The following is a 17,542-nucleotide window of genomic DNA, read 5'->3' as shown; positions in this document are numbered from 1 at the left end:
CGATGAAACAAATCCAAGTCGACGTGGCCATCATCGGCGCCGGCACCGCCGGCATGTCGGCCTACCGCGCCGCGCTCGCCCACACCCCAAGCGTGCTGGTGATTGAGGACGGCCCCTACGGCACCACCTGCGCCCGCGTCGGCTGCATGCCCAGCAAGCTGTTGATTGCCGCCGCCGAAGCCGCCCATTCGGTGAATCGTTTGGCCGGCCATGCCAAGGGTTTCGGGGTACGGGCCGGGCCGGCCCAAATCGACGGCGTGGCCGTGATGCAGCGGGTGCGCGAGGAACGAGACCGCTTTGTCGGCTTTGTGACCGACGCCGTCGAGCATTGGCCGGCCGAACACCGGCTGCGCGGCCGGGCCAAGTTCCTGGACGATCAGCGCCTGCAAATTGACGCTCACAGCGTCGTGACGGCCAAACGCATCGTCATCGCGACCGGCTCCAGGCCGAACGTGCCGACCGAATGGATTCAAACCGCCGGCGACCGCCTGATCGTCAATGATGATGTGTTCGCTTGGGCCGACTTGCCCAAGTCTGTGGCCGTGCTGGGAGCCGGCGTGATCGCACTGGAGTTGGCGCAGGCGCTGCACCGGCTTGGCGTGCGCGTACGCCTGTATGGCCGCAGCGAGCGGATCGGGCCGCTCACCGACCCCGCCTTGCAAGCGCTGACAAGGCAAATCATCGTTGCAGAGCTGCCGGTGCAGATGAGCGCCAAAGACATAACTTTAGAACGAGACGATAACGAAGTCATCGTGCGAGCGGCGGGTCGCGAGGCGCGCTTTGACTGGGTGCTGGCGGCCAGCGGGCGCCAGCCCAATCTGCAAGGCCTGGGACTGGAGAACACCGGCCTGCCGCTCGACCCCCGGGGTGTGCCGGTGTTCGATCGCCGCAGCGGACAGATCGGCGTCAGCCCGGTTTTCATCGCCGGCGACGTCAACGCGGAATTAGAAATCTTGCACGAGGCTGCCGATGAAGGCCGCATCGCCGGCGACAACGCGGGCCGCTTTCCCGATGTGCGGGTGCGCCCGCGCCGCGCCCCGCTGGCCATCGTGTTCAGCGACCCGCAAATCATGATTGCCGGCCTCAGCCATGCCCAGTTGCTGCGCTCGGGCGTGGGCTTCGAGAGCGGTACGGTGTCCTTCGAAGATCAGGGCCGCAGCCGCGTGATGTTGAAGAACCAAGGCGCGCTGCATCTGTACGCCGAGCGCGGCAATGGCCGCCTGCTGGGGGCCGAGATGATAGGCCCGGCGGCCGAGCATATCGGCCATTTGCTGGCCTGGTCGATTCAACGCGGCGACACCGTGCAGGACATGCTGGACAGCCCTTTCTATCACCCGGTGATCGAAGAGGGCCTGCGCACCGCATTGCGGCTCTTGCAGCGCGCCTTGCACATGGGGCCGCCGCCGGTGGAGCGCTGCCTGGACTGCGGGCCCGGCGCCTAGGGCCAAGGTCGCCGACTGACTTGAGTGCCATCCCTTGACATCAAAGTTGATCGAAAATAGCCGCATGCCATTTCGTTCCCTGACCCTGCCCCCCAAACTGAGCGGCCGCTTGTGGCTCAACTCAATGCCCGGGCGCCTCGAATCCTGGGGCGCCTTCCTCGATGAAGCGCGGCTGCGTGACCTCAATCTGGTGGTCTGCCTGAATCCTCTGGAGGAGGTGGCCGGCTTGTCGCCCAGCTATCACAAGGCGATTGCCGAGGGCCGGCTGCCGTTTCGCTGGCAGCATTTGCCGATGCGTGACTTCGGCCTCGGTGCCGACCCGGCAGCCTTTCGCCTCGGCGTCGAGCAATTGACCCACAGCCTCTTGCTCGGCGAGCAAGTGCTGCTGCACTGCGCGGCCGGCCTGGGCCGCACCGGCACCGTTGCCGCTTGCGTATTGAAGCAAGCCGGACTAAGCCGCGAGGCCGCTGTCGCCCATGTTCGGGCAGCGGGTTCCAGACCTGAATCTGCCCTGCAATCGGGCTGGATCGATCAATTTTGAAGCAGGATTCAGCGGGGTTCGACCTGCTTTTCGCCAACGAGGAGTTGCTGCTCATCAACAAGCCCAGCGGCTTGCTGTCGGTGCCGGGCCGTGGGCCGGACAAGCATGACTGCGTGATTCAGCGCGTGCAGCAACAATATCCCGAGGCCCTGATCGCGCACCGCCTGGACATGGCGACCTCGGGCCTGCTGCTGCTGGCGCGCGGAGCCGCAGCGCAACGCGCCTTGAGCATGGCGTTTGAGGCCAGACGCGTGCACAAACGATATATCGCGATATTGGAAGGCGAGCTGGCCGGCCCGGATGAGGGATTGGTCGACCTGCCCTTGATCACCGACTGGCCGAACCGGCCGCGTCAAAAAGTTGACCATCACATCGGCAAGGCCTCGCTGACACGCTACCGCGTGTTGTCGCGCGGCGAAGGCAAGACAAGGGTCGAGCTGGAACCCGTGACCGGCCGCACCCATCAGTTACGCGTGCATATGCTGGCGCTGGGCCACCCCATCATTGGCGACGCGCTGTATGGTGCGCAGCCCGTGGAGCGCATGTACTTGCACGCCTGCTCGCTCAAACTGCCCGATTGGGGCCTGAGCTTTGAATCCCCACCGGAGTTTTGACATGCCCTCCAGCAACTCTGCCGCCCTGCACTCGCCCGCCGCCGAACGCAACAAAGAAGTCATTCTGGAGGCCTTGTTGCAACTGCTGCCCGAACAAGGCATTGCGCTGGAAATAGCCAGCGGCAGCGGCCAGCATATTGCGCATTTTTCGGCGCAGATGCCGGGCTGGGATTGGTTGGCCTCGGACCCTTCGCCCGAGGCCTTGGCGTCCATTGCGGCTTGGCGACCACTTGGGGTGCCACCTATTCAGCTCGATGTGTTGCAAGCCGACTGGGCCTTGCCAGCCGGCCATCAAAAACTGGATGCCCTGTACTGCGCCAATATGCTGCACATCTCGCCCTGGCAGACTTGCGCCGCCTTGATGCGCGGTGCGGCGCGGCACCTGGCGCCATCGGGGCAATTGCTCGTCTACGGGCCTTTTCTGGAGACTGGTGTCGACACTGCGGCCAGCAATTTGGCCTTTGACGCCGACCTGCGAAGGCGCAATCCGGCTTGGGGCCTGCGCCAACTGGACGAGGTCAGCGCCGAGGCTCAAGCCTGCAATTTACATTTGTGCCAAGTCATCAAAATGCCGGCCAATAATCTGCTGCTGGTCTTCCGCCAAGCCTCAAACACCGGTTCCTCAACACTTCTGAAAGACCCCGCATGAAACAGCAAGAGCTCTACATCGTTAGCGGCGCCTCACGCGGCATGGGCGAGGCCATTGCCCGCCAATTGCTCGGCCTCGACCATATCGTCATCGGTATTTCGCGCGGGCAAAGCGCGGCCCTGACTGCGGCGGCTGCAGAGTTGGGCGTTCATTTGGAGCAGTGGCAGCATGATTTGAGCCAACCACTGACGGCCGCGCGCGCGCTGCAAAGCTGGTTGGAGGCGCAGCCAACTGGTCGCTTTAGCCGCGCGACCTTGATCAATAACGCCGGCGTCGTGCCCACGCCCGGTCCGGTCGAAAGCGTGTCGCTGGAGGAACTGTCGATGGCCATTCGGGTCGGTCTGGAAGCAACCCTGCTCTTGAGCAGCGCGTTCCTGCGCGCGACGACGGCGCTGGGCCGTCAGCGGCGGATATTGAATATCTCCTCCGGCCTGGGGCGCCGCGCGATGGCCGGCAGCGCCGCTTACTGCGCAGCCAAGGCCGGCATGGACAATTTGTCGCGTGCGATGGCGCTGGACGAGGCCGCCAAGGCCGATGAGGGTGCGGCCATCGTGTCGCTGGCGCCCGGCATCATCGACACCGAGATGCAAGCCCAATTGCGCGGCGGCGACCCGAGCAAGTTCCCTGACCAGGCGGTGTTTGCGAACTTCAAAACCAGCGGGCAGTTATTAAGCCCTACAGAAGCTGCGGCAAAGGTTTTGAGCTATCTTGGCGGCGCCAATTTTGGCACCACGGTATTGGCCGATGTGCGTGAATTGAGCGCCGGTTGATGGCCTTGAAGGCCACCAAACCATCCCCAAATGAACGCGACGGCCAATGTAGGCTCGGAGGAATTTTGTGAAGCGAATTTTGATTTCAGCAATGGTGGCTGTGCTGGCCTTGGGCGTGACCTCGTTTGACGCAGAGGCCAAGCGATTGGGCGGCGGCGGTTCGTCCGGCATGAAGCGCACGGCGCCTCCCGCTGATGCCAGCAAGAGCACACCCGCCCAGCAGGCCAGCCCGGCACCTCAGCAAGCGGCTCCTGCGGCCGCTGCTGCCCCGGCAGCGGCCGCAGCACCCAAGCGCAACTGGATGGGTCCGCTTGCCGGCCTCGCCGCAGGCTTGGGTATTGCCGCCTTGGCCAGCCATTTCGGCATGGGCGGGGCTTTGGCCAATATGATGACCATGCTCTTGATCGGCGTGGCGGTGATGTTCGTCATCGGCTTCATCATGCGCCGCATGCGTGCGGGCAAGCCGGCAGCCCAAGGCATGCAGTTCGCCGGTGCCGGCGCGCCATTTCAGCCTCAGCCTCAGGCCATCCCGCCAGCCGGCAGCAAGCCAAGTGATTTTGCTGCCGCGCCAACGGCGAGCGCCACCCCCGTCGCAGCGGCCCCAGTGGCTGTTGCGGCCGACGGTTTTGACAGTGCTGGTTTTGAGCAATTGGCGAAGCGCGTTTTCATCCGCTTGCAAGCGGCCAATGATGCCGGCGATCAAGCCGACCTGCGCCGCTTCACCACGCCTGAAATGTATGGCGTGGTGCAGCAGGACTTGCTGGATCGCAAGGGCGCGCTTCAGCGCACCGAGGTCTTGCAACTGGACGCCCGCGTGATCGAGCGCGCTCAAGATCAGGGCCAGCAAATCGTCAGCGTGCGTTTTTGGGGTCTGATCCGCGAACAAAGCGAAGCGGCCGCCGAAAACTTCGATGAAGTTTGGCATTTGGTGCGTCCCGTCGACGAAAGCCAGGAATGGGCGATCGCCGGCATTCAAGCCAACGCTTGAGTTCAATTCCTTTGAAAGTCAAAAGGCCCGTGAGAACGGGCCTTTTTTATTGCGGCGCAGACCTAGCGGGCATTAGAGCTCTCGCCCGCTTCGCGCCACCGCCTCATAAGCCTTCAGTTCAGCGGCGATCGTGCGCTGCGAGGGCTCATCATTGGCGCCGGGGTAGCGCGCCAAGGTCGGGTGCATAAAGTCGAATGCGCGCTTTTCCAGCACATTGACGGTGCCGTCCTGATTCGCATCGGCTTCATCAAACTCGCTCGCAGCACCAACTTGCGCTTCGCGAGCGTTCACCTGCTCTTGAGTTGGCTCAGATTGGAGCAAAGTCGATGCCACCCCAACCGCGCTTTCAGCTTGTGGCGGAGGGTCTGCGGGCTCGGCTGAGGCCACCGCCGGGAGGGCTGTTGGCACTTGCTGGCTAGGCGTGCTGCTGCTGGCACTCGAGCTTTGCTGAGCCGGCAAGGCAAAATCATCCGCCTGGACTTGAGAGCGCCTAGCTCCCTCACTGGAAATCTCGACAACTGCCGAATCCCTCTCGGCCGAGATCAAATTGGCAGGCCTAGGCGTTTCACGCCGCTTCAACGTTTCTTCGCCAGTAAGGCGGGTCGGAGCCGGAATTTTCTCGGCGGCACCGTTCAAGGCATTAATCATGGCAAACCTCCACAAGAGAGACTTTGCGGGGCTGAATCGACGCTTCGCTTGCAGACGAGCTGGGCGGATCGACGCAGATCATGTGCACTATTTCGACATCCATAGCGCAGACTTTAATCCTGGATCGACTTGCCAGCCACTTTTTACAGCAAAAACCGACGGCATCGCCCCGGCAATCAAGCAAATTCCACTTCAACCTACCAAATTGGCCAAGGTCAACAAGGCCAGCAGCAGCATCCACAGCACGACCGAACGCCAGATCAGTCCCACCACGCTCTGCAAATGCCCCAATTGTGGCAACTGCCCAGGCGTCGACCCATCGGCCAGGGTCGCATCAGAATCGACGCCGGCATCAAAGGTCTTGCTGCGATCCGGCGTAATGCCAGGAGCCGCCACGCCGCCCAACTGCAAACCCAAGGCTCCGGCGGCAGACGCCAAAATAATTCCCTCATTGGGATGCAGCCAGAGCCCGGCGTCACGGCGCCAGCCATTCACCGCCTCTTCAAAATTGCCGACGATGGTGAAACCGACGGCGGTAAAACGGGCCGGCAAATAGTCGATAAAACCGAACAATTTTCGCGACAACTGCATCAAACGCATATTTGTCGGGGCATCCAGCGTCCGGCTTTTGAAGGCCCAGTAACGACTGACAAATTCGGCCATTCGGTACAGCACGGCGCCGGCGGGCCCCAAGCCCAACGTGGACAGCACGACGAACCAAAAAAACACACCGAACACATGGCGATGGGCGGCTAGCAAGGAATGCTCGACCACATGACGGACCAACTCAGTACGCGGCAATTCGCTGGCGTCAAGATGACGCCATTCGGACAGCAGGCGGCGCGCCTCCAAATCATCACCTCGCTCCAGCGCATCGCGAATGTCGGTGAAGTAATGGCTGAACTGCCTGAAGCCCAGGGTTAGATACAGCACCAGCACATCCAAGCCCAAGGCCAGGAGCAAACTGAAGTGGCCAACCAGCAAGTAGACCAGCGCCATCAGCAAGGCCGGCCCAATGACCGTAATACACCAGACCACGCTCGCATGATGCTCGCGCCCGGCGTCAAAATTTCGGCCGGTCCAGCGTACCCAGCCAATCACGCCTTGATGGACGCCATTGCCATGGCGCAGAGGTTTCAGCTGTTCACACAGCAAAGCAAGCAGGACCGCAAAGAAGTTCATGGGCGGGGATGATAGCGGGCGCGAAGGCTCAAGCGGCGAGGAAGCGGTAGAAGTTGCGCAGCATCGCCGCTGTCGCACCCCAAATAAAGTACTCGGGCGCCTCGGCGCCAAGTTCGGTGTTGCGCCAAGGCATCGATAAGAATTGCCGCTGACCGCCGGCGAACTCAAACCTGTGCTGTCGGTGATGAGCCGGTGTCATCAAAAACTGCAAAGGCACCTCGAAAACCTCAGCCACCTCGCCCGTGTCTAGGCTCAACTCAAAACCGGGTGTCACAAGAGCCACGACCGGCGTCACCTGAAAAGCGGTGACGGTGGTGTAAACGGGCAAGCGCCCAAGGATTTCAACGAAGGATCTGGATAGGCCGATTTCCTCCTCGGTCTCGCGCAGCGCGGTCGCCTCTGCCGATACATCAAAATCCTCCACGCGGCCGCCGGGCAGGCTGATTTGGCCGGCATGTTCACGTAGGTGATCGGTGCGTCGCGTCAGCAACAAATGCAAACCATCGGCACGCGCCACCAAGGGCAGCAGCACAGCGGCTGCGGCCGGTGCGCGCCCGGAGAATAGGCCGCCATCACCGGCCAACTCGGCGTGCCAATTGGGTGGATTTGCAAAGCGATTTCGCAACGCCAACGGAGTCAGCTCCGACGAAGCTACGGCCGCCAAATGCGCATCGACCGAGGTCACTGGCACGGCATGGGGGTTCAAAATCGGAGCGCGCGTCATGAGCAAAGCATAGAGGGAAAGTGAGCTGTATTTTTTCAGTCCAACACGTTTGTGAAGCGCCAACGACAAAGCCGCCCGAAGGCGGCTTTGTCGTTGGGCAGGGCCGGCAATAACTTGCTTGCCCTGGTTTCCGAATCTCGGCCTGAACCGAGATTCGATCAGCCCAATTTTTCCTTGATTCGAGCCGACTTGCCCGAACGATCGCGCAAATAGTACAGCTTGGCGCGACGCACAGCGCCACGACGCTTGACCACGATCGAAGCGATCAGGGGGCTGTACAGCTGGAACGTACGCTCAACGCCTTCGCCGTTCGAAATTTTACGAACGATGAAACTGGAGTTCAGACCGCGATTGCGTTTGGCAATCACGACGCCTTCGAAAGCCTGCACACGCTTGCGTGTACCTTCAACGACGTTCACGCTGACAATCACTGTATCGCCGGGGCAATAGTCAGGGAAAGCCTTGTTCAGACGAGCAACTTCTTCGTGCTCAAGGGTTTGGATCAAGTCCACAGAGTTCTCCTAATGATCATGGTGGCATCAAATTGGACAGGCCAACATGGCCGCCAAAGTCACTGAGTTGAACCCGTTGCGCTGCTTAAGTTCACTAGGCATCCAAAATGCCTGGCACACGAATTTACGCAAAATCAAGCTCAAATCGACCCACCAGAGGATCGAACAGCCGATGATTATAGCGCAAATTTCATGAAGGATCAGCTATTTGAGTTTGATGCCGCGAGTTCCCGTAAGAATCGCTCATCACTCTTGCTCAGCCTCCCCAGCGCGCGCGCCGCAAGAATCAAGTCCGGCCGCCGCCGACTGGTAATTTCGAGCGACCGTTCGCGCCGCCATTTGGCGATATTCGCATGGTGACCCGACATCAAAACCGCCGGCACCGCCAAAGCACTCTCATCCTCACCGACAACAGTCAACACCTCCGGGCGACTGTAATGAGGGCAGTCGAGCAAGCCATCCGAGAAACTGTCTTGTTGGTGCGACTTGGCGTCGTTCAACACGCCGTCTTGCAAACGAGCAATCGCGTCCAGCAAGGCCAGGGCAGGCAACTCACCACCCGACAAAACGAAATCCCCCAAACTCAACTCCATCGTCACATGCCGATCGAGAAAGCGCTGATCCATGCCCTCATAACGCCCACACAAGAGCACAGCACCCGGCCCTTTGGCCAAGTCCTGAACCAAGTCTTGCGTGATGGGCCTACCGGTCGGGCTGAAATGAATAATGGCCGAGCCAGCGGCATCTTGAGCAGCGGCAAGGCGCTCAAGCTTGATCGCCGCCATGGCCCGCTCGAGCGGCTCAGCCAACATCACCATACCGGGGCCGCCACCGAAAGGCCGATCATCGACACGGCGGTAGTTGTCTTCGGCAAAATCGCGCAACTGCCACAGCCGCACATCAACCTGACCACTCTCGAAGGCACGCCGCGTTACGCCGTGACTTAGGTGCGGCCCGAAAAGTTCAGGGAATAGGGTTATGACGTCAAAGCGCATGCTGCGCTGACCCGGACTCAGTAGTCCAAGCCCCAGTCGACGGTGATCTGGCGCTGCTCAAGATCGACATCATCGACAAAAGCCGCCACAAAAGGCACCAGCCGCTCTTGATCCGGCTTGACGGGTGCCACCATGCCCGGCGGCATGATGCGCAAGACACTATGCGGTCCGGCATCTATCAAACCGATCACTTCACCCAAAGTTTCGCCCTGACGATTGAGTACCGTCAGGCCGATCAGGTCGACCCAGTAGTATTCATCCGGACTTGGGCTTGGAAAGGCCGAGCGAGAGATGAAAATGCGCGCTCCGCGCAGTCCCTCCGCAGCCGTGCGATCCGCGATGTCCTGGACGCTGGCAACAATGCCCTCGCCATGTTCGCGAATCGCGAGAATTTTCAACAGTCGTGGCAAGGGCTTGGTGCGCACCACGACTGGACCTTCGCCCTTGTTCACCTCGGCCGGCCGCAAAAACCAGCGCCGCGAGGAAAACAGCGCCTGGGCATCGCTGGAATAGGCTTGCACCTTGATCCAGCCCTTGACACCCCAGGCATCAAGAATGCACCCAACCTCAATTGCGTCCTCTGGCCAAGCCTGCTCCTCGGAGCCGTTTGCAGAAGAGTGAAGTTCGGTAGGTGCTCTTGTCATTTGGAGGACAGCTTAGACCGCAGCCTTCTTGGACTGGGTGACCAGCCGCTCAACGGTAGGCGACAACTGGGCGCCAACACCGATCCAGTAGTTGACGCGGTCGAGAGCGACGCGCAATGGTTCGGCTGCACCGGAAGCCACGGGGTTGTAAAAACCCACGCGCTCGATGAAACGGCCGTCACGACGCTGCTGGCTGTTTGCCACAACGATGTTATAGAAAGGGCGCTTCTTGGAGCCGCCGCGAGCCAATCGAATTACAACCATGATGTTTCCTATGAATCTATTGCATCCATCGCACCAGGAGACACTCAGGGCGAGTAGATCGGAGTGATAGCACGCAAGCCGGGTTAGCGAAAAAGCAACACCCATCAAACGCAACTACCGTGGTTGGCCCTGTAGATACGCCAAACCCTAGCGAACTCACCAATGAAGGCTTGCCCTACGAAGATTCAACCAGCGCCAAAACCCAGCATTATAAACTCGCACAATCAACCCGGACACATATGAAACCAGAAAAGCCCAAATTCATCGAATCTTTGACGATCCGCCCCAGCGAGGAGCGCGATCTCAGCGCCATCCAAGCCATCTACGAAATAGCCGTCCAGCAAGGCACCGGCACCTTTGAAACCGAAGCGCCGACACTCGATGAGATGGCCCGCAGACGCACCGAAGTACTGAGCCGCAAGCTGCCCTGGTTGGTGGCGGAAGCAGATGGGCAGATCCTGGGTTACGCCTATGCCAACTACTTTCGCCCTCGCCTCGCCTACCGATTTTGCCTAGAAGACTCGATCTATCTGCACCCCGCAGCACAAGGCAAGGGCTTGGGCAAGCTGATGCTGGCCGAACTGATTGCCCGCTGCGAACAACTGGGCGCACGGCAAATGCTGGCCGTCATCGGCGATGCCGACAACCTTGGCTCGATCGGCATCCATCGTTCGCTTGGCTTCAGCCACAGCGGTGTGCTCAAGAACGCAGGCTGGAAATTCGGCCGCTGGCTTGATGTGGTGATGATGCAACGCCAGCTTGGGCAAGGCGCGCAATGCAGTCCGGAATGAGCATGGAAAGGGCATCGAACTACAAGTCAAAAACAGTCGCCGCCTGGCTGGCCCTGCTGCTCGGCAGCCTTGGCGTTCATAGACTGTATTTGTACGGCTGGCGCGATCGTTTGGCATGGCTGCACCCCCTGCCTACCCTGGCCGGAATTTACGGCGTTCAGCGCATGGACTTGCTGGGCCAAGATGACCGACTCAGTTGGCTGCTGATCCCCTTGCTGGGCATGATGCTGGTGAGCGCCATGCTCTGCGGAATCATCTATGGACTCAAGTCCGATGAAAAATGGGATGCACGGCACAACCCAGGGCAGCCGGCACGCCAAAACGGCTGGGGCGCCATCATTGCTGTAATCGCAAGTTTATTGATTGGCGGCACCTGCTTGATGGCCACGATCGCCTTCAGCGCACAACGCTACTTCGAAAGCCAGGTTGAGGCGGAGGCGCAAAGCCCATCCGCAAAAGAATAAAGGGCCCAGGGGCCCTTTATTCTTTTCTTCGCTTCGCCCTTTGGGCTCGACTCAAAACAAGGTGAAGCTGAGCCAGTAAAACACCCCCGCCACCAAGGCAGAGGCCGGGATCGTGAAAATCCAAGCCCAGATGATGGAACCGGCGACGCCCCAACGCACGGCCGAAGCGCGCTGAACCGAACCGACACCGACGATCGCCCCAGTGATCGTGTGCGTGGTGGAGACGGGAATGCCCAGCGTTGTTGCCAAAAACAAGGTGATGGCACCGCCGGTCTCGGCACAAAATCCTCCGACCGGCTTGAGCTTGGTGATCTTCTGCCCCATGGTGCGAACAATGCGCCAGCCGCCGAACATGGTGCCCAGGCCGATGGCGATATAGCAACTCGAAATTACCCAAGTCGGCGGACTTTGATCTTGCGCCGACATATAGCCCGAGGCCACCAAGAGCAACCAAATCAGCCCGATGGTTTTTTGCGCATCATTGCCGCCATGCCCCAAGCTGTAGAGGCCGGCGGAGACCAATTGCAAACGCCTGAACCAGCCATCCGCCCGCAGGGGCGAGCTGCGCCTGAACAACCAAGCCACGATCACCATCATGATGGAGCCGAGTAAAAAGCCCAGCAGCGGCGACACAAAAATAAATAAAACCGTCTTCGTCAAACCGGCGGCGATCAAGGCGCCCGGCCCGGCCTTGGCGATCACGGCACCCACTATGCCACCGATCAAAGCATGGGAGGAGCTCGACGGGATGCCGTACCACCAGGTGATGACGTTCCAGGCAATCGCACCAATCAAGGCGCCGAAAATGACATGGTGATCCACGACGCCGGGGTCAACGATGCCTCGACCTATGGTGCTGGCCACCTTCAGCTGAAAAATCGCGATTGCCAAGACATTGAAAAAGGCCGCGAACAAAACGGCTTGCTGGGGCTTCAGAACGCCGGTCGAAACCACCGTGGCGATCGAGTTTGCGGCGTCATGAAAACCATTCATGAAATCAAACAACAGGGCCAAAGCCACCAGCATGGCGACGACCCAAAACGCTAGCTGTACCGATTGCATTGCGCGCGACTCAGGAGTTCTCGAGGACGATGCCCTCGATCAAGTTCGCCACATCCTCGCAGCGGTCGGAAATTGATTCGAGCTGCTCGTAGATCGCCTTCAGCTTGATCAACTCACGCACATCTGGCTCCTCACGGAACAGCTTTGACATCGCCGAGCGCATCACCCGATCGGCATCCGACTCGAGTCTGTCAATTTCTTCGCAGGTCTTGATCGCCGCCTCGGCCGTCTTCGGCTCACTCAGTTTGGGCAGCAAGGAAACCGCATGTTGAACCCGCTCACAGCATTTGGCACTCAAGTCACCCAAGCGCAACACATCCTCCGGGATCCTGCGCACGTCATACAAAGACAAGGTCTCGGTGGAGTCCTGCAGCAGATCTAGCACATCGTCCATCGCGTTGATCAAGCCGTGAATTTGCTCGCGATCAATCGGGGTGATAAAGGTGCGGTGCAAGGCTCGATTCACCTCGGCGGTGATGCGATCTGCCTCATGTTCGGCCACATCAACCTCGGCCGCATATTTCTCGCGCAGACCCACATCGTCATAGTTCTGCAGCATCGACATAAAGGAGCGAGCCCCCTCAGCGATCTTGTTGCCATGCTCATTGAAAAGCTCGAAAAAATTGCCCTCTCGGGGCAGCAACTTACCAAAAAACATGGAATCTCCTGTAGCGTCGGGCCGCGAAATTTCGCCAGACCGCGCAATATTCACCAAACCGACATCACTGTGTCATTTCAGGCACGGGCGAGAGTGTAAATGCGCGGCGAGCGTCACGGTCACAGCAAATTTCAATCTGTCGCAAAAGCGGATCAGGGGTAAAGGGCTAAGTCCGTGCGCGCCAGGGTCTGCCCGGCAACGCTGGGCAAGAAACTCGCCAAGCCACCCAAGCCGGGGGCGACCAGAGTCGGATCCAACTCAAGCAAGGGCAGCAACACAAAGGCACGCAAGTGCAAACGCGGATGCGGCAGCGTCAGACGTGGCGCAGAAATTTGCTCGCCGCCATAGAGCAGCAAGTCAAGATCGAGTGTGCGCGGCGCATTGACGAAAGGCCGCAGCCGACCATGCTCCAACTCGATGGCCAGCAATCGATCCAATAAGGCCTCGGCTGCAAGCGTCGACTGCAGGCATGCCACCGCATTCAAATAGTCAGGGCCGCCCGACTCGATCGGTGCACTGCGGTAAGCGCCTGACACCGCCAAGAGCCGGATCTGCGGCGTGGCCGCCAAGGCTTTCAGGGCGAGGCGCAAGGTCTGAGCCATATCGCCCAGGTTTGCACCCAGGCCTATATAGGCCAGCCCAGGTTCCGTCAGCATTCAGCCCGAGATCGGAGCCGCATCGGCGGGTTTGCTGCCCGGCTTGCGGCGCCGACGGCGTTTTTTGGCAGGCCCCGCTTCCGACTCGTCCGCAGCGGCGTCACTGCTCGGCGGTTTCGCCTCTTCGGCATTCGCACCGGGCTTACGCGGCAACTGATGCACCTTTCCACTGCTGCGACGCTGCTGTTTGTCGGCCTCGCGGGCCTCTTCGAGCAAGGCTTCACGCTCATCGTCGGTGCCCAGCGCAAAATCTTCCCACCAGTCGGCCAGCGCGGCGTCGATTTCGCCCGCATCCGCGCGCAGCCGCAAGAAGTCAAAGCCCGCCCGGTAGCGCGGCTGATCGATCAAGGTGTAGACACCGCTGCCGGTCCGCCGCTCAAACCGCGGCTGCATCATCCAGATTTCGCGCATCTCGGTCGCCAACTTGCCGCGCCCGGAGATGTCACCGATGCGAGCATCAAAGACCGTATCGATCGCCTGCTGCAGCGCCGGAATCACCGGCTCGCCGGCCTCGCGGTTGGCCGTCCAACGGCCCAGCACATCAAACCAGAGCATGCAAGCGAGCATGAAGTTAGCCGACACGCCGCGCCCTTCGGCCACCCGCAGGTCGGTATCTTCAAATGCCATGCGCAGGAACTTTCCGCGCACGCCGTCGGCCTCGGCCATTTCGCCATGCTCGTTGAGCATCGCGTCAAGCACCGGAAAGACGCCGCGCCCCAGACCTTGCTTGCGCAGCTCTTCCAGGCTGGCCAAGGAATGACCGGTCTGCAAAAGCTTGATCATCTCGTCAAACAAACGCGAGGCCGGCACATTGGCCAGCAACTCCGACATCGCCTTGACCGGTGCCCGCGTCTTGGGCTCCAACTCGAACCCCAGTTTGGCGGCGAAGCGCACAGCCCGCACGATACGCACCGGGTCTTCACGGTAGCGGGCCTCGGGGTCGCCAATCATGCGCAACACGCGCTTCTTCGCGTCGGCCAAACCGCCGTGGTAATCGACCACCAGTTGGCGCTGCGGGTCGTAATACAGCGCATTGACGGTGAAGTCGCGCCGCGCGGCGTCTTCGATCTGCGGGCCCCAGACGTTGTCACGCAAGACCCGGCCGGCTGCATCCACCACATGCGATTTGCCCGCGAGTTCTTCCTTGGACGTCTTCTCGTTACCGGCTACCTGCTCGGCGCCCTCATTGACCAGCAAGGCACGGAAGGTCGAAACCTCGATCACCTCATGCTCACGCCCGCGACCATAAACGACATGAACGATACGGAATCGGCGGCCGATGATGAAGGCACGGCGGAACAAGCCCTTGACCTGCTCGGGCGTGGCGTCGGTGGCGACGTCAAAGTCCTTGGGCCGCATGCCCAACAGCAAATCGCGCACCGCACCGCCGACGATATAGGCCTCGAAGCCCGCCTCGGTCAGCGTCTGCACGACACGCACGGCGCGCTCATCGAGCAAGCTGGGGTCGATACCATGCTCGGCGACGGAAACTTCGACCCGCTTGCCCAGCGGACTTTGGCCATGCTTGGTCGATTTAGCAGGCGCCGCAGCTTTGGCGGCCTTGGCCACTTTAGCCAGCGAAGGCTTGCCCAACAGCTTGTCTATGAATTTTTTGATCATGCGAACAGATTCAGAATGGGCCATGCGCGCGCGGATGCAATTTTCGCCAGCGCCGGGGTCGGATTGGTGGCCACCGGGTGGCTCACTAAATCCAGAAGGGGCAAATCATTGACCGAATCACTATAGAAGGTGATTCGCTCGAAATCCTGCCATTGTCGCCCCAAGCCTGACAACCAAGTTTGAACACGATTGATCTTGCCGGTTTGATAAGAAGGAATGCCTTCTATCGCCCCGGTATAGGCGCCGCTCGCGTCGCGCTGCAACTGCACGGCAATCAGGTGCTCGATCCCAAAAGCCTCGGCGATGGGCGCGGTCACGAACTCATTCGTGGCCGTGACGATCGCCATCAAATCCCCTGCCTGAGCATGCTTGCGAACCAAGGCATGAGCTTGCTCCTGCAACATCGGCGCCATCACCTCGGCCATGAAGCGAGCGCGCGCCGCATGCGCCTCGGCCAAAGGGCGACTGCGCCAGACCGAAGTGGCGAAGTCTATGTACTCCGCCAAATCAAGCCGCCCGGCCTGGTACTGGTGATAGAACTCGTCATTGCGCTCACGCCATTGCGCCCCTTCAGCCCAGCCTATGTCCACCATAAAGGCGCCAAAAGCATGATCGGAGTCACTCGGTATCAGCGTGCCATCGAGATCAAAAAGCGTCAAATTCATCCAACAAGTCCTTCGTCAGCCAGCATCTGGCGCAATAGCGGCACCGTCACCGCACGTTTGGCAGCGAGTGCGAATTGGTCCAGCCGATCCAGCAAACGCATCAAATTCTTAAGATCTCGAGCGAAACGGGTGAGCAAATAGTCGAGCACTTCCTCACCCAGCAAAATACCGCGCCGATCGGCCTCGCGGCGCAAAGCCGCCCTTGTCTCGGCCTCGGACAAGGGCTGCAAGCCAAAGGTTGGCCCCCAACCCAGACGCGTGCGCAGATCCTCACGCAGATGCAAGTCAACCGGCGGCGCGTTGCCACTGGCGACCACCGTCAAGCCATGCGTGGCGGCCTCCACAAAAAGCGCGAAGGCCGCATGCTGCTGACCCGCATCGAAACGATCGCAATCATCCAAGAGCAAAAGACTGGGTTGGCTGGGCAACTCCCAGGGCAGGCAAGTTTCGGCGTCATACCAGGCCACTTGGGCACCGGCGGCTTGCCAATCCTGCGCCAAGGCCCGCAGCACATGGGTCTTGCCGCTCCCGCCGCTACCCCACAGGAACACCGGCGGCGCACCTGCGCCCGCATACCTCAAGGCCTGAAGATGCGCCAAGGCAGCGCTATTGGCGCCCGGCAAAAAATTCTCAAAGGTGAAGATCGGCGGTGCGCCGATCGCGAGCGGTATTTGCTTCAAAATCTAAAATTCCAGGGCCCTGACAGGCCGGCATGAGTGAGGCCCCAAGCTCTCGAGGGCCGGCGGCATTCTAGTGGGCGGCTGCCTACGGCTATCAATGCAAAGGTGGAGCGCCGCGTTGGCGCATTTTTGACAAGCGATGCTGCAACTCCTGCCCGTCGGCAGCCTGCGGCAACTGCTCGACATAAAAAGCCAGATCTTCCACTGCGGCCCGCCATTGCCCCAAGGCTTCAAGCACCAAACCACGGTCGCGTCGCTCGGAGGCGTCCAGCGGCAACAAAATCACCAAACGCTGTTGCACCGCCAACAGCCTCGACCAATCTTCACCGGCCCGGTAAATCTCCTTCAAGTTGCGCAGCATCCGCACCAGGATGTCACGCGGCGGCGCCGCTTGCATGAACAACTCGATCGGCAACTCTACTTCGCCGGCCAAACCCGCCCCCTTGCGAAATACCTGCAAATATTCGTCCAGGCGCTCACGCGACATCGATTCGCCGGAGAACGGGTCCAGCACCACCTCGCCATTGCCCATGCTCACCTTGATCAAAAAATGGCCCGGAAACGCCAAGCCCTGAGCACGCAGGCCGAGTTGCGTCGCCAGCTCCAGAAATATCACCGCCAGCGTGATGGGGATGCCGCGCCGCGTCGCCAACACATGATGAATAAAGCTGTTGCCGCATTCATAGTAATTATTGACGTTGCCGGCAAAGCCGAGCTCATGGTGAAAATAGCGCGTCAATGCTTGCAGCTTGTGTTTGGCGCTGGCATCGGCGGGCAAGCGCTGGCGCAGACGCAGGGTCATGGCATCGACCTCGGCCAAGACCGCCTCAACGTCGAGCGCCGGGAACTCATCTTGAGCGATCGAGGCGGCCGCTTCAAGCAGGTTCATGCCGCTGTCTTCGGCCACCAAGCTCGTGAAATACTCCAAGGGAGTCGGCACATTCAATCGCAAATATTCGCTCATGACTTGAGT

Annotated in this window: 22 protein-coding genes; 8 read left to right on the top strand and 14 right to left on the bottom strand. The window is 60.4% G+C overall.

What is annotated here, in order from left to right; translation table 11 throughout:
- The first annotated feature begins 2 nt into the window (after positions 1-2).
- From LNV07_RS22810 to LNV07_RS22785, 6 genes are all read left to right on the top strand, one after another.
- On the top strand, positions 3-1,442 hold the full coding sequence (locus LNV07_RS22810; RefSeq protein ID WP_263573497.1) for a dihydrolipoyl dehydrogenase: 1,440 nt from the start codon (positions 3-5) through the stop codon (positions 1,440-1,442).
- Positions 1,443-1,506: 64 nt separating this feature from the next.
- Positions 1,507-1,983: a protein-tyrosine phosphatase family protein gene (locus LNV07_RS22805; RefSeq protein WP_263573496.1), complete on the top strand. Its 477-nt coding sequence runs from the start codon at positions 1,507-1,509 to the stop codon at positions 1,981-1,983.
- A complete protein-coding gene (locus LNV07_RS22800) occupies positions 1,980-2,597 on the top strand; it encodes a pseudouridine synthase (protein WP_263573495.1) in 618 nt (205 codons plus the stop codon). Before LNV07_RS22805 ends, LNV07_RS22800 begins: the two co-directional genes overlap by 4 nt.
- Before the next feature lies 1 nt (position 2,598).
- Positions 2,599-3,246 carry a class I SAM-dependent methyltransferase gene (locus LNV07_RS22795; RefSeq protein WP_263573494.1) on the top strand — a complete coding sequence of 216 codons (648 nt, stop codon included), beginning with the start codon at positions 2,599-2,601 and terminating at the stop codon, positions 3,244-3,246.
- Positions 3,243-4,016 carry an SDR family NAD(P)-dependent oxidoreductase gene (locus tag LNV07_RS22790; protein ID WP_263573493.1) on the top strand — a complete coding sequence of 258 codons (774 nt, stop codon included), beginning with the start codon at positions 3,243-3,245 and terminating at the stop codon, positions 4,014-4,016. The genes LNV07_RS22795 and LNV07_RS22790 overlap by 4 nt, the downstream gene beginning before the upstream one ends.
- 67 nt (positions 4,017-4,083) lie before the next feature.
- Positions 4,084-5,004: a Tim44 domain-containing protein gene (locus tag LNV07_RS22785; protein WP_263573492.1), complete on the top strand. Its 921-nt coding sequence runs from the start codon at positions 4,084-4,086 to the stop codon at positions 5,002-5,004.
- A 72-nt stretch (positions 5,005-5,076) separates the two neighbouring features.
- On the opposite strand, the gene LNV07_RS22780 is transcribed toward LNV07_RS22785, so the two are convergent.
- From LNV07_RS22780 to rpsP, 7 genes are all read right to left on the bottom strand, one after another.
- On the bottom strand, positions 5,077-5,295 hold the full coding sequence (locus tag LNV07_RS22780; RefSeq protein ID WP_263573491.1) for a hypothetical protein: 219 nt from the start codon (positions 5,293-5,295) through the stop codon (positions 5,077-5,079).
- Positions 5,296-5,844: 549 nt separating this feature from the next.
- Entirely contained in the window at positions 5,845-6,834 is a 990-nt protein-coding gene (locus tag LNV07_RS22775; RefSeq protein ID WP_263573490.1) for a CobD/CbiB family protein, read from the bottom strand.
- 28 nt (positions 6,835-6,862) lie between these two features.
- Positions 6,863-7,558, bottom strand: coding sequence for a CoA pyrophosphatase (locus LNV07_RS22770; protein ID WP_263573489.1), 696 nt, complete (start codon positions 7,556-7,558; stop codon positions 6,863-6,865).
- A 158-nt stretch (positions 7,559-7,716) separates the two neighbouring features.
- Positions 7,717-8,070: a 50S ribosomal protein L19 gene (rplS, locus tag LNV07_RS22765; protein WP_263556376.1), complete on the bottom strand. Its 354-nt coding sequence runs from the start codon at positions 8,068-8,070 to the stop codon at positions 7,717-7,719.
- Positions 8,071-8,270: 200 nt separating this feature from the next.
- Complete coding sequence (trmD, locus tag LNV07_RS22760; RefSeq protein ID WP_263573488.1) at positions 8,271-9,065, bottom strand: tRNA (guanosine(37)-N1)-methyltransferase TrmD; 795 nt, start codon at positions 9,063-9,065, stop codon at positions 8,271-8,273.
- 17 nt (positions 9,066-9,082) lie between these two features.
- Positions 9,083-9,709 (bottom strand): ribosome maturation factor RimM, encoded by a 627-nt coding sequence (rimM, locus tag LNV07_RS22755; protein ID WP_263573487.1) that lies wholly within the window; start codon positions 9,707-9,709, stop codon positions 9,083-9,085.
- 12 nt (positions 9,710-9,721) lie between these two features.
- Positions 9,722-9,973 carry a 30S ribosomal protein S16 gene (gene rpsP, locus LNV07_RS22750; RefSeq protein WP_263533062.1) on the bottom strand — a complete coding sequence of 84 codons (252 nt, stop codon included), beginning with the start codon at positions 9,971-9,973 and terminating at the stop codon, positions 9,722-9,724.
- A gap of 239 nt (positions 9,974-10,212) precedes the next feature.
- Here rpsP and LNV07_RS22745 point away from each other — a divergent pair, with 239 nt between their 5' ends.
- Together LNV07_RS22745 and LNV07_RS22740 are read left to right on the top strand one after the other, a co-directional pair.
- A complete protein-coding gene (locus LNV07_RS22745; RefSeq protein ID WP_263573486.1) occupies positions 10,213-10,764 on the top strand; it encodes a GNAT family N-acetyltransferase in 552 nt (183 codons plus the stop codon).
- Positions 10,761-11,228 (top strand): TM2 domain-containing protein, encoded by a 468-nt coding sequence (locus LNV07_RS22740; protein ID WP_263573485.1) that lies wholly within the window; start codon positions 10,761-10,763, stop codon positions 11,226-11,228. The genes LNV07_RS22745 and LNV07_RS22740 overlap by 4 nt, the downstream gene beginning before the upstream one ends.
- Before the next feature lie 51 nt (positions 11,229-11,279).
- On the opposite strand, the gene LNV07_RS22735 is transcribed toward LNV07_RS22740, so the two are convergent.
- The 7 genes from LNV07_RS22735 to LNV07_RS22705 all read right to left on the bottom strand — a co-directional run bounded on the left by LNV07_RS22735 (position 11,280) and on the right by LNV07_RS22705 (position 17,533).
- Entirely contained in the window at positions 11,280-12,290 is a 1,011-nt protein-coding gene (locus LNV07_RS22735; RefSeq protein ID WP_263573484.1) for an inorganic phosphate transporter, read from the bottom strand.
- A 10-nt stretch (positions 12,291-12,300) separates the two neighbouring features.
- Entirely contained in the window at positions 12,301-12,948 is a 648-nt protein-coding gene (locus LNV07_RS22730) for a DUF47 domain-containing protein (RefSeq protein WP_263573483.1), read from the bottom strand.
- A 152-nt stretch (positions 12,949-13,100) separates the two neighbouring features.
- Positions 13,101-13,604 (bottom strand): 2-amino-4-hydroxy-6-hydroxymethyldihydropteridine diphosphokinase, encoded by a 504-nt coding sequence (gene folK / locus LNV07_RS22725; RefSeq protein ID WP_263573482.1) that lies wholly within the window; start codon positions 13,602-13,604, stop codon positions 13,101-13,103.
- Entirely contained in the window at positions 13,605-15,224 is a 1,620-nt protein-coding gene (pcnB, locus tag LNV07_RS22720) for a polynucleotide adenylyltransferase PcnB (RefSeq protein ID WP_263573481.1), read from the bottom strand.
- Positions 15,221-15,889: a histidinol-phosphatase gene (locus LNV07_RS22715; protein WP_263573480.1), complete on the bottom strand. Its 669-nt coding sequence runs from the start codon at positions 15,887-15,889 to the stop codon at positions 15,221-15,223. Before LNV07_RS22715 ends, pcnB begins: the two co-directional genes overlap by 4 nt.
- Entirely contained in the window at positions 15,886-16,569 is a 684-nt protein-coding gene (gene hda, locus LNV07_RS22710) for a DnaA regulatory inactivator Hda (RefSeq protein ID WP_263573479.1), read from the bottom strand. Before hda ends, LNV07_RS22715 begins: the two co-directional genes overlap by 4 nt.
- Positions 16,570-16,663: 94 nt before the next feature.
- Complete coding sequence (locus LNV07_RS22705) at positions 16,664-17,533, bottom strand: SirB1 family protein (RefSeq protein ID WP_263573478.1); 870 nt, start codon at positions 17,531-17,533, stop codon at positions 16,664-16,666.
- Positions 17,534-17,542: the final 9 nt, after the last annotated feature.

The organism is Roseateles oligotrophus (assembly GCF_025717515.1).
Classification (GTDB): domain Bacteria; phylum Pseudomonadota; class Gammaproteobacteria; order Burkholderiales; family Burkholderiaceae_C; genus Paucibacter_A; species Paucibacter_A oligotrophus.
The sequence above is the reverse complement of the archived record's forward strand: the minus strand, read 5'-3'. Positions and strand labels throughout refer to the sequence as shown.